Source organism: Herpetosiphon gulosus (genome assembly GCF_039545135.1).
GTDB lineage: Bacteria > Chloroflexota > Chloroflexia > Chloroflexales > Herpetosiphonaceae > Herpetosiphon > Herpetosiphon gulosus.
The window spans coordinates 107,423-119,964 of record NZ_BAABRU010000005.1; the positions used below are offsets into that span (position 1 = coordinate 107,423).

The 12,542-nt window shown below is 51.3% G+C and carries 8 protein-coding genes; 4 read left to right on the forward strand and 4 right to left on the reverse strand.

All coding sequences use genetic code 11. The annotated features are described in order from the left end of the window. The first annotated feature begins 221 nt into the window (after positions 1-221). Together ABEB26_RS08120 and cphA are read left to right on the forward strand one after the other, a co-directional pair. Positions 222-1,103 carry a cyanophycinase gene (locus tag ABEB26_RS08120; protein WP_345721469.1) on the forward strand — a complete coding sequence of 294 codons (882 nt, stop codon included), beginning with the start codon at positions 222-224 and terminating at the stop codon, positions 1,101-1,103. A gap of 126 nt (positions 1,104-1,229) precedes the next feature. Next, positions 1,230-3,914 carry a cyanophycin synthetase gene (cphA, locus tag ABEB26_RS08125; protein ID WP_345721470.1) on the forward strand — a complete coding sequence of 895 codons (2,685 nt, stop codon included), beginning with the start codon at positions 1,230-1,232 and terminating at the stop codon, positions 3,912-3,914. A 291-nt stretch (positions 3,915-4,205) separates the two neighbouring features. On the opposite strand, the gene ABEB26_RS08130 is transcribed toward cphA, so the two are convergent. Together ABEB26_RS08130 and ABEB26_RS08135 are read right to left on the reverse strand one after the other, a co-directional pair. Further along, positions 4,206-4,736, reverse strand: coding sequence for a hypothetical protein (locus ABEB26_RS08130; protein WP_345721471.1), 531 nt, complete (start codon positions 4,734-4,736; stop codon positions 4,206-4,208). A gap of 274 nt (positions 4,737-5,010) precedes the next feature. Beyond that, a complete protein-coding gene (locus ABEB26_RS08135; protein ID WP_345721472.1) occupies positions 5,011-5,877 on the reverse strand; it encodes a GNAT family N-acetyltransferase in 867 nt (288 codons plus the stop codon). Positions 5,878-5,945: 68 nt separating this feature from the next. Here ABEB26_RS08135 and holB point away from each other — a divergent pair, with 68 nt between their 5' ends. Both holB and ABEB26_RS08145 read left to right on the forward strand, forming a co-directional pair. After that, positions 5,946-7,013, forward strand: coding sequence for a DNA polymerase III subunit delta' (gene holB, locus ABEB26_RS08140; RefSeq protein WP_345721473.1), 1,068 nt, complete (start codon positions 5,946-5,948; stop codon positions 7,011-7,013). A gap of 568 nt (positions 7,014-7,581) precedes the next feature. Next, positions 7,582-9,411: a phosphoenolpyruvate carboxykinase (GTP) gene (locus ABEB26_RS08145; protein WP_345721474.1), complete on the forward strand. Its 1,830-nt coding sequence runs from the start codon at positions 7,582-7,584 to the stop codon at positions 9,409-9,411. 344 nt (positions 9,412-9,755) lie between these two features. Here the strand turns inward: ABEB26_RS08145 and ABEB26_RS08150 are convergent, their stop codons facing one another. After that, a complete protein-coding gene (locus ABEB26_RS08150; protein ID WP_345721475.1) occupies positions 9,756-10,808 on the reverse strand; it encodes a ParB/RepB/Spo0J family partition protein in 1,053 nt (350 codons plus the stop codon). Between the two features lie 143 nt (positions 10,809-10,951). Further along, a complete protein-coding gene (locus ABEB26_RS08155) occupies positions 10,952-12,430 on the reverse strand; it encodes a phytoene desaturase (RefSeq protein WP_345721476.1) in 1,479 nt (492 codons plus the stop codon). Positions 12,431-12,542: the final 112 nt, after the last annotated feature.

Here is a 12,542-nt window from a genome sequence, read left to right on the forward strand (position 1 = left end):
TCACCCCCTAGCCCCCTCTCCCGCCCTGCGAGCGAGGGGGAACCGCTTTAGGAGTGCTCCCCTCGCCCGCCGCAGTGGGCGAGGGGTCGGGGGTGAGGGTACTGAATGCTCTTCTAATTTCCAATCCCCGACCCCCAACAACCAACACCCACACTTGCACAAAGCCCTGCTATCCGTAATAATGCAGCTTTCAAACTACTCCAGTGATGGAAGGATGCCCAATGCCTTCGCCAGTGCCAGATGGACACGTTCGCGGTGCGTTGCTGCCAATTGGCGGCGCAATGGATTTGCAGCGCAGACGGTTAATTTTATTACGTTTTTTTGAGCTTGCAGGCGGCTCCAACGCCCGCATCGTGGTTATTCCTACCGCCTCGGAATTGCCTGATGGTGGCCGCGAATACCTTGAGGTGTTTGGCAAATTAGGCGTTGCCAGCGTCGAATTATTGCCAGTTCGCGAACGGATCAATGCCAATGATCCGCAAGCAAGCGAGATTATTGCCCAAGCAACTGGAATTTTTATGACCGGCGGCAATCAATTGAAGCTCACGGCGGTGCTTGGTGGCACACCTGTTGCCACAGCTATTCGGCGAGCTAACGCGCGGGGGGTTCCGGTGGCGGGCACGAGTGCGGGCGCTTCGGCGATGAGTGCCCATATGATCGCCTATGGGGCCAAAGGGCTAGTGCCACGCTATGGCATGGTGCAATTTGGGCCAGGGCTTGGGCTAACCAATCGGGTTGTGCTTGATCAACACTTTGGCGCTCGCCATCGGCTGGGGCGTTTGATCGCGGCAGTCAGCTTTAATCCATATCTGATTGGGCTGGGTCTTGATGAAAATACTGCCGCTGAGATCGATGATGATCATCTGATGCAGGTGATTGGTGAAGGCTCGGTGACGGTGGTTGATGGCGCTGGTATTACCTATAGCAATATTCATCAGCTCAAAGTTGGCCAAAAAGAGGCCATCGTTGGCGTGAAATTGCATGTGCTGACCCATGGTTGGTCGTATGATCTGATCAAACGTGAGGTGATTCCGCCAGTGGTGATGCCTGCGCTGTCAGTTGCCCCCAGCCTCGAACAGCCAGCCGCCGACCCAGAGATTTAGCGAGCCTCTTGCCGCGCTCGCTGCTCGTGGTACAATACGGCGCAACGTGGCTCAACGCTGCGCCACCCACTCGTATTTCCCCAAATTCTAGCCTACCCATTGCCACTATTCTGTGGAGGTTTCCCGATGAAAATTCTCGACACGCGCGTCTATCGTGGGCCTAACTATTGGTTGTATAAGCCAGCGATCAACATGACGGTTGATCTTGAGGAGCTTGAGGCTTATCCAACCCATTTGTTGGGTGATTTTGTTGATCGCTTGTTGGCGCTCGTGCCCAGCCTCGACGATCATCATTGTTCGTTGGGGCGACCAGGTGGCTTTGTGGAGCGGCTGCGCGATGGTACATGGCTGGGCCATGTGTTGGAGCATTTGGCGCTTGAGTTGCAATGTTTGGCCGGCACCTACGTAACCCAAGGTAAAACTCGTGGCACAGGCCAAGATGGCCAGTATTTTGTAATTTTTCAGTATGGTCAAGAGGATGTTGGGATCGAGGCCGCCAATCTGGCGCTGCGTTTGATTCAATTTTTGTTGCCCGAAAACTTGCCTTCAGCCATGCCCGCTGGGGAACGGGCCACCTTTGATTTGGTGCGCGAGAAAGAAGATTTGGCGCGGATGGCGGTGCGTTTGGCTTTTGGCCCCTCAACTGCATCGTTGGTCAAGGCTGCCGAGGAGCGTGGGATTCCATGGCTGCGCTTGAATGAGCATTCGTTGGTGCAATTTGGCCATGGTAAATATCAAAAACGGATTCAAGCTACGATTACCTCGCAAACCAGCCATATCGGGGTCGAAGTGGCCCAAGATAAGCAATTGACTAATAAATTGCTCGAAGATGCTGGTTTGCCTGTGCCTCGTCAGCGGGTGGTACGCTCAGCTGAGGGTGCGGTGCAAGCAGCGCGACGCTTGCGTTATCCTTTGGTGGTCAAACCCTTGGATGCCTCGCATGGCCGTGGGATTTCGATTGGCCTGACTACTGAAGAAGAAGTCCAAGTTGCCTTTGCCCAAGCCCAAGAATATCGCTCGTATGTGATTGTTGAAGAACTAGTGCCAGGCAGCGATCATCGGGTTTTGGTGATTAATGGCGAGGTCGTGGCAGTTTCCGAGCGTGTACCTGGCCATGTGGTTGGCGATGGCCAACATACAGTGGCTGAATTGGTCGAGATCGTCAATAGCGATCCACGGCGCGGGGTTGGTCACGAAAATGTCTTGACCAAACTGGAGATCGATCATCAAGCTGAGCGCTGCATGGAAAAAGCTGGAGTCAGCTTAGAAACAGTGCTTGAAGCAGGCCAAGTGTTGTATTTGCGCTCAACAGGCAACCTCTCAACTGGCGGTACGGCAATCGATCGCACCGATATGATTCACTATGAAAATGCCCAAATTGCGATTCGCGCCGCCAAAATTGTCGGCTTGGATGTCGCGGGCATCGATTTTATTATTCCCGATATCAGCCGTCCGGTTAGTGAGGTTGGCGGCGGGATTGTTGAAGTTAATGCAGCGCCCGGCTTTCGCATGCACGTTGCACCATCCGAGGGCACGCCGCGCGATGCAGCAGGCCCAGTGATCGATATGCTATTTCCGGCAGGTACACCAAGCCGTATTCCGCTGGCAGCATTAACTGGCACCAACGGCAAAACCACCACCGCTCGCATGACTGGGCATATTCTCAAGATGGCGGGCTATCATGTTGGCATGACCAGCACCGATGGGATTTATATCGATGGTGAACGGGTGCTGCGCGGCGATATGACTGGCCCCAAATCGGCGCGGATGGTCTTGCGCGATCCGACGGTTGATGCTGCTGTGCTTGAAACTGCACGGGGTGGTATTTTACGCGAAGGCTTGGGCTACGACGAAGTTGATGTTGGCGCGATTCTTAATATTAGCGCCGATCACCTTGGCCTGCGTGGCATCGATACGCTCGAAGAAATGGCCAAAGTTAAATCGCTAATCATCGAAGTGATCAAGCGTGATGGTTGGGCCGTGTTGAATGCCGATGATCCGCTGGTAGCAAAATTGGTATCGCGTACTCGCGCCAAGCCCTTCTACTTCAGCTTTGATCCAGCCAATCCCTTGGTGCGTGAGCAAGTCCAAGTGGGCGGGCGGGCAATCGTGGTCGAAAAAGGGGTCAATGGCGATATGGTGACACTCTACGATAAGGGCCGCCATATTCCGCTGTTATGGACGCACTTGATTCCGGCAACCTTGGAAGGTCGAGCCAAATTCAATGTTGCCAATGCCATGGCCGCTGCGGCGCTAGCCTATAGCTTGGGCATCAGTATTGAAAACATTCGCCAAGGCTTGCGAACCTTCACCACCTCGTTCTACCAAACGCCTGGGCGCTTGAATGTCTTTGATGAACATCCCTTCCGCGTGATTTTGGATTATGGGCATAATCCGGCAGCGGTCAGCAACTTGATCGATGTAGTGCGTCAATTGCCACGCGAAGGCAAGGCGATCTGTGTGATCTCAGTGCCTGGCGATCGGCGCGATGTTGATGCGCGTGAGATTGGACGCTTGCTCGGGGCAGGGGTTTTTGATCAGATTATCATCAAAGAAGACACCAGTTTGCGAGGCCGTAAAGAGGGCGAAATGCCTGGCTATATTCGCGAGGGTTTAGCCGAGGCAGGCTTTGCTGAGAGCAATATTCACTATACTCGTCACGAGCGCGAGGCGATTGCCATGGCCTTAGATGGCGCACAGCGTGGCGATTTGGTGATGGTTTTTGCCGATGAGCCAACCGATGCTTGGAAACAAATTATTTATTGGGGCAAGCCGCGCGATGCTCAAAGTAAGGTTGGGGGCGTAATTTAGCAATCACCATTAAAACAACCTAACCAGCTTCCTATCCCTAGCATACCCCACCGTGGATCAAGCCCTGATCTCGGTCTTACAAGGGTAGGTTTTTAACAATGATTTGGATGGGACTTACCGTCGATTAACGTTCCCTCACCCCCTAGCCCCCTCTCCCGCACGCGAGGAGAGGGGGAGCCGTCCATCATGATGATTGGAACGCCCCTCGCCCGCCGCAGTGGGAGAGGAGTTGGGGGTGAGGGAACGTTAAAACCTACCCTTGTAAGCTGATCTCGATGGGGTATTGGATATTTAGGCCGACCAACCCCAGCCAACTCCATCGGGCTTGGCCGCAGCCGTAGGTAGCGTGCGGGTCAAACGCCAAACTTGGCGTGTGGTTGGATCACGAATTTGAAAAAGTGCTTGAGTTTCAGTCTGATCGATCAACAAATATTCGAGGTTTAAATTGGATGGCGGCGTATTGAGCCAATGCGTAATCTCTTGGATATAGCGTTGGGGCTGCTGTTTAAAAAATTGATCACCCTCGCTAAACCCAAGGGTTACCGCAGTTTGATCAAGCTCCATCATAATTGCACTATTGAGCATGTCGGCAATTTCGTTGGCAGTGCTTTCCTCACGATTCGTTCGAATACACACATATTCGGCCAAATCGAACGGCTCGCTGTGTTGTTCAAGAGGGTGCAATGGAAACGTAGCCAAGGGGAATCCAAGTTGATCAGGGTGGAGGGGTTCCGAGACGGCAGTACATGGTTGCGAATCCGTCGCAGCGATCACCAGCCAGTGGTCGCGGGTCGGATGATGTAACAACATACGTCGTTGCATAAAGACTCCTCTACGCATCGTTGAGAAAGGAGAATCAAAGTATACAGCATATTTCTCGAAATGCGTACTCTATTATAGCCCAAGTTGTAAAAATAATTAATACACTGTTATGTATATAGCCTGATAGATTAAAATCGTTTTAGTTATGGGTAAGGGTTTTGCTTCAGCGCCAATTGATATACGATTCATTGAATTTAATAGCAAGAATTGGCGCTTAAATAAGAAAATAGCGTGTTATTGCACGCTATTTTCAAATATTCATTTCAGTATTTGATTATTGTGTTACTACATCACGGCGTAAGCTAATCATTTCGTGTAATAAAGTGAAACCAGCGCGTTCATATACTTTAAGCGCACTTGGATTATCATGATCGACGACTAATTCCAGCTCTTGAATTGTTTCTACACTGAAAATCCATGCTAAACAATACTGCATAATCTTGATTGCAATTCCTCGGCCACGCGCAGCAGGCGTTACGCCCACAAATTCAATGCCAGCTTCGGCAAACTCTGGTTGGCGTTCGGCATAAATGTAGCCAAGTAATTGCTCAGTATCACGCACAATAAAAACTTGGCGATCATGATTGATCCGTTCGAGAATTTGACTACCGCTGTAGTAGGTTTGGGGAAATAGTTGATCATGCAATTCGCAGAAGGCCGCATGTAATTCGGCGGGCAATATCTCAACATCACTAGCAGTTACATGTTCAGTTAATTGTGAACGTTTGTAACTTAAAATTGCATGGGTATTGCGCTGGTAAAATTGCTGGTGAGCAGCCCAATCACGCACAAATTGATTTTGCAAATTGCAAAAAATATCGATCATGGTGACATGCGCTTGGAGTTCTGGCAATAATTCGGCTAGGAGCGCATCGGCTAGCTCAAAGCGATGTTCGTCTAAGGCAATTGGCCCCCACAAAAAAGCGCGGCCTGTATCGGAAATTTGCTCCAAGCCAATCAAGCCGATTAACTGATCAGCTTCGAAGGCCAAGGCAAACTGCTGCTCGATGGGAAATTCAAGCTCACGCCATGTTTGAGCGATTTGATCAGCTTGTGGGCCGGCAAACCCCAAATGGGTGCTAGGGTCGTGTTGAAATTGGGCCATAAAGGCGGCGGCTTGGTCAATTTGTGTTGCTTGCATGCGGCTAATCGTTGGCATCTATTTACCTCACATTCAGTTATTTGGTACTGAGTTATTTTCTTGGTATCATGGCTCAAATAGATCAATCGTTGGATGGATTGGAGCGTACAGCGGTGGGAGCATGGAATATCATCGGAAATGAGTGGGCGGTCGAATTATTGCGCTTGGCAATTGCCCGTAATTCAGCTAGCCATGCCTATTTGCTGACCGGATTGCCGAATATTGGCAAATCAACCCTCGCCCTACATATGGCTCAAGCGCTCAACTGTGAAGCCAACAATAGTGATGTTTGTGGCAACTGTCGCGCTTGCAAGCGGATTGCTAAGGGTAATTTCCCCGATGTGCGGATTGTGGGCTTAGCTGAACAGGCCGCCCAACAAAAAGCTAGCGAAAGCATCAAAACTCGTTTGGGCATCGATACCGTGCGCGAATGGCAGGCTGATATTGCGCTGCGACCTTACGAAGGGCGACGGCGGGTATTTATTATGCATGATGCCGAAACCATGACCGAACAAGCCGCCAATGCCTTGCTCAAAACCCTCGAAGAACCACCACCATTTGCCACCTTGATTTTGGTGGCTAATAGTGCTGGCGATTTGTTGCCAACGATCACCTCGCGTTGTCATGTGCTCAAATTGCGCCCAGTGCCACGCCAACAAGTGACCCAAGCATTAATCGAACGCTGGCAGATTGCTCCCGATGATGCGGCGATTGTGGCCGCATGGAGTGCAGGCCGGATCGGCTGGGCCGCCACGGTGGCTCAATCGCCCGACCTATTGCAAGCTCGCGCCGAGCAACTTGAGAGTTTGATTGAGTTGCCAAGCAAGCCGTTGCTTGAGCGTTTCAAATGGGCCGAAAGCTGGAGCAAGGCCAATCGCGAGCGTGATGAGCTGTTTGCGATGCTCGAATTGTGGCAAGTTTGGTGGCGCGATGTGCTACTGACCGCCGCTGGCACTCAGCAAGGCCTGATTAATATCGATCGAATCGAAGATTTACAGGCGTTGGCGCGTTTGCCATTAGCTGCGATTCATAAAACACTCAAGGGCATTAATGATGCAGTCACCCAAATTCGCGAGAATGTTAGCCCGCAATTGGCCCTAGAGGGCGTGTTGCTCAATTTGGCTGGGGCGAAGTAGGAACGTTGGGGATCGGTTGTTGGGGGTTGGGGATGAGGTTGATGTTAAACCGCGAAGAACGCGAAGATCGCGAAGCTGGGGCTATAGGCTATAGATGTAATGGTTCATTGGGTTAATAATTAATTATACCGTGCCCTCACCCCCAGCCCCTCTCCCACGGCGGCGGGCGAGGGGAGCACGCCTGGAGCGGTTCCCCCTCGCCTCGCGTGCGGGCGAGGGGGTCAGGGGGTGAGGGCATGCTGGCCGTTGTTCATGCGATAAACCATTACATATAGGCTATAGATGGACGACCCTGGAATTATCAAGCATCGTTCCGATAGCCTAGCGCCTTCAGCCTTTAGCCATTAATCCTCTGCGCCGCTGCGTTAAAACCTGCACTCATTCCTGACCCCTAATCTTCTCGCTCTTCATCCTTCATCCCTCGGCTTTGTTGTCATCCCTCTGCCTTAAGTTGTGAAGTTTTTCCTTAAGTTTAGACGTGGGCTGGTATTCTATAGACAGGTTCGCGATGGCGTGCAGGGGGTTCACAGAAAACCCGACATCGCGAAGCATTGGAGGAATCAGTATTATGAACGCACCAGCCTATGTACGCAATCAAGAACTCAAACGTTGGGTCGAAGAAATGGTTGCCTTGTGCAAGCCCGACGATGTGTATTGGTGTGATGGTTCTGACGAAGAATATGCATTGATGTGTGGGCGCTTGGTTGAGTCTGGAACCTTCGTTCCATTGAATCCCGAATTACGCCCCAATAGTTACTTAGCTCGTTCAAATCCTTCCGACGTGGCTCGGGTCGAAGATCGAACCTTTATTTGTAGCTTGAGCAAAGGCGATGCAGGCCCAACCAATAACTGGATGCATCCCAAGGAAATGAAGGAAAAACTGAACGGCTTGTTCGATGGCTCAATGCGTGGTCGCACCATGTACGTCGTTCCATTCAGCATGGGACCACTTGGCTCGCCAATCGCCCACATTGGGGTTGAATTGACCGACTCGCCCTATGTTGTGGTCAATATGAAGATTATGACCCGCATGAGCAGTGATGTCTATGCGGTGCTGGGCGAAACAGGTCACTTTATTCCTTGTTTGCACTCGGTTGGTGCACCACTGCAACCAGGCCAAGCCGATGTTTCGTGGCCGTGTAACGAAAAAGAAAAATATATCGTGCACTTCCCCGAAGAACGCTCGATTTGGTCGTATGGTAGTGGTTATGGTGGCAATGCCTTGCTTGGCAAGAAATGCTTCGCCCTGCGGATTGCCTCGAATATGGCTCGCGACGAAGGCTGGTTGGCCGAACATATGTTGGTACTTGGGGTTGAATCGCCAGTTGGTGAAAAAACTTATGTGGCTGCTGCCTTCCCAAGTGCTTGTGGCAAAACCAACTTTGCAATGCTGATTCCACCAACCGCAATGGATGGTTGGAAGGTAACCACGGTCGGCGATGATATTGCTTGGATTAAACCTGGCAAAGATGGCAAATTGTATGCAATCAATCCAGAAAGCGGCTACTTTGGCGTAGCTCCAGGCACGTCTGAGGAAACCAATCCAAACGCCATGGCCGCCTTGAGCAAAAATACAATCTTTACCAACGTTGCGCTCACGCCTGAAGGTGATATTTGGTGGGAAGGTATGACCAAAACCCCACCAGCCAAAGCAATCGACTGGACGGGCCAAGAATGGACTCCTGACTGTGGCCGCAAAGCTGCGCACGCTAATGCCCGCTTTACCGCACCAGCCAGCCAATGTCCAAGTATCGACCCAGCTTGGGAAGATCCCCAAGGTGTGCCGATCGAGGCCTTTATCTTTGGCGGTCGCCGTAGCACCTTGATGCCATTGGTTTACCAAGCCTTCAACTGGACATACGGGGTTTATCAAGCAGCAACCATGGGTTCGGAAACCACGGCAGCAGCAATGTCGGCAGTTGGCGAAGTGCGCCGCGACCCAATGGCAATGCTTCCATTTGTGGGCTATCATATGGCCGACTACTTCAACCACTGGTTGCAGTTTGGTCGTACCATTCCAAACCCACCACGGATCTTCAGTGTCAACTGGTTCCGTAAAGACAAAAATGGCAAGTTCCTGTGGCCAGGCTTCGGCGAAAATATGCGGGTGCTCAAGTGGGTGGTCGAACGTGCTCACGGTCACGCAGTCGCCATCGAAAGCCCAATTGGCTGGATGCCACGCTACCAAGATCTTGATTGGAGTGGCCTAAACTTCAGTGAAGACCAATTCCATGAGTTGATGTCGGTTGATCGCGACGATTGGAATAAGGAAATTCTTTCACACGAAGAATTGTTCATCAAACTTTACGACCGCTTGCCAAAAGAATTTCTCTCGATTCGCGAGCTAATTCTTTCAAGCTTGTGGCGATCACCTGAACACTGGGAAGCGTTCGAATAAGCGTTGGCTTGATCAGCCATAACCCTAATCGTCAAAGGCGGTTGCAAGGTTACTTGCAGCCGCCCTTGTTATCAGTAAGGGGTCAGTTGTCAGGGGCTAGGGGTCAGCAACCGCGAAGATTGATCCACGAAGAGCACGAAGGACACGAAGGAACGGAACCGCGAAGCACGCGAAGATCGCGAAGGCTTCTTTAGCCACAGATTCCACAGATTTACCCTCGTCCTTCATCCCTCATCCCTCAGCCGTCATCCTTCTCAACGCTCTGCGCCGCTGCGTTAAAACCTAACCCTACTTCCTGACCCCTGACCCCTCGCCCCTAAATCCTCGCCCCTAAATCCTTCGGTTCACTCCTCGTTTTCCCAGCCTTGGTCTTGCAAGGTGCTGCGCAGAGCTTTGCTCAGGGTTTCGATTTGCTTGAGCACGAGCCGTACTTTGAATGGCGCATTTTCATCGCTTTCCAGCCATTTGCTGAAATCGCCCTCGTGCACTGCCCGTGAAATCCGATCAGTTTCATCGACCATTTGATCGAGCGAGCGAATGCGGAAAACCCGTGATTTATTCTTCTTGGCTTCGGTTTCTTCAACGACCGCGAAGAATTGATCGTGCTCTTGCTGAATGCGCTCGTCTTCATCATCCCAAATATCAGCATCATCGGGGTCAAGGCCAGCGCTCTCGGTCGAGCCACGGCTTAATCGTCCACCAGTTTGCTCGACTTCGCCGATGCGTTCGGTGCGTAATTCCAAGCCACCTTCGAGCGCATCGAGGGCGGCCTCAACCGAAAGCTCGGGGTTGGCAGTCAGATAGGCAGCCAAGCCGCTAATTTGGGCCGCCGACATACCTTCATCAGCAGCATAACGGGCTAGCTCAACTTGGCGGCGTTCGTTGGGCAAACGCCGAATATGCTGAGCTTGGGTTACATTCAAATCGCCATTGCGCAGCAAGGCTTGAACTTCCTCAGGTAGATCAAGCAAGCTCAAATAGCGGCGCACCGAGCGGCCAACCAAGCCAACTCGCTTGCCAACTTCCTCATCGAGGTCGCCATTTACCCCAACTTCATTCAGTTGATCGCGTAGTCGTTTGAAGGCCACGGCTTTTTCTAAATCATTCAGATCCAAGCGAGCCACATTTTCGGCCAATTGCTGGGTTAGGCGGTCAGCTTCTTGCAGATCAAGCTTGATGCATGGCACGCGTTCGTAGCCGAGCGAGCTAATTGCTGCCAAGCGTCGCCCGCCATAAACCACGCGATAGCGATCTGCGCCAATGCCGATAACCCCAAGTGGTTGCAACAGGCCTTGTTCGGCAATCGTTGCGGCTAGCGCGGCAATATCGCCTTGATCTTGGCGAATCCCGTTCGGGTCGGCTTCTAGTTGATCTAAGCTTAAATAGAGTAATTGCATAAATTTGGAGCCTCGTGTTGATTTGGCAAAACACCGTGATTATAGCACACCTATTCTGGTTCAATCTAGTCGCTTGCTGGCGGTTAAAGCAAACTCACCACGATTAAGCCATAATCGTGGTGAGGTCTCAACGAATAATTGATTTAGGCTCCAATCAAATCTTCGACGATTTTGGCGCTGGATAATACGCCTGGCAAGCCAGCCCCAGGATGGGTTCCCGCCCCGACAAAGTAAAGATTGGGGATTTCTTCCGAGCGATTGTGCGGACGGAACCATGCCGATTGAGTTAGGATTGGCTCGACCGAGAAGGCGCTGCCTTGGTAGCTATTTAGGGTTTCGGCAAAATGCAAGGGCGTGATCATATGCTCGCTGACAATGTGTTTGGATAAATTGGGCAAGTAGCGATCTTCCAAAAAGTTCATAATTCGGTCGCGATATGGCTTGGCTGCTTGCCGCCAATCGGTGCCCGAACCAAGGTGCGGTACTGGCGAGAGCACATAAAAAGCCTCACAGCCTGCTGGTGCTAATGAAGGATCGGTCAAGGTTGGCATATGCAAATACAGCGAGAAATCATCGGCAAGCTGTTTTTTCGTGAAAATATCATCAAGCAAGGGCTGGTAGCGTGGTCCCAAAATAATATCGTGATGGGCGAGTTTTGGCCCATCTTGGCCGCGATATTGCCGATCAGTGCCAAAATAGATCACGACCAGCGACATCGAATAGCGCATACGAGCGAGCTTGCGGTCAGTGTATTTTTTGCGCACACTGCTAGGCAAGAGGTTTTGGTAGGCCCAAGCCACTTCGCTATTGCAAACCACTGCATCGGCTTTGATCTCGCTGCCATCGCGCAGGCGCACGCCCGTGGCCTTGCCATTGTAGGTGCTAATTTCAGCCACATCGCGATTGAACTCGATTTTGCCGCCCAAATCTTCAAATAATTTGACCAAGGCTTGAACGAGTGCCCCTGTGCCGCCTTTGGCAAACCACACGCCCCATTTACGTTCGAGAAAGTTGATCAAGGTATAAATGCTGGTAGTTTGGAAGGGGTTGCCGCCGACCAGCAACGGGTGAAAACTGAGCACTTGGCGCAAACGCTCATCTTGCACAAATTTAGAAACAAAGCCATAGACCGTGCGATACGACTCAAGTTTGATCATATCGGGCACAATTTTGAGCATATCAGCCAATTTCAAAAAAGGCTGATCGGCTAATTCAGTAAAGCCTTTGTTGAAAATCTGCTCGGCTCGGCGCACAAACTCCAAATACCCATCAACATCAGCAGGGTTCCATTCGCGAATTTGGCGCACCATGCTTGGTAGGTCATCGGAATAATCGAAATGGCTTTGATCGTGGAAAAAGATTCGATAAAATGGACTGACTGGCATCATCGTGACATAATCTTCGGTTTTGCGGCCCGCCAAGGTAAATAAATCATCAATCATAAATGGCGCGGTGATCACAGTTGGCCCGCCATCAAATTTAAAACCATCTTGCTCATAGACATAAGCTCGACCACCAGGCTTATCGCGCTTCTCCAAAATCGTCACATCGTGGCCTTTGGCTTGCAAGCGAATCGCCGCACCCAAACCGCCGAACCCACTGCCAATCACAACAATTCGCATCGAAATATTCCTCAAACAACCAAAAAACGGTATGATTAACGCTAATAAGCGCATTCTATGCCATGCTACGCGGATCATCGTGCGCTGGATGGTTGTAGAGGCCATGAAAGGA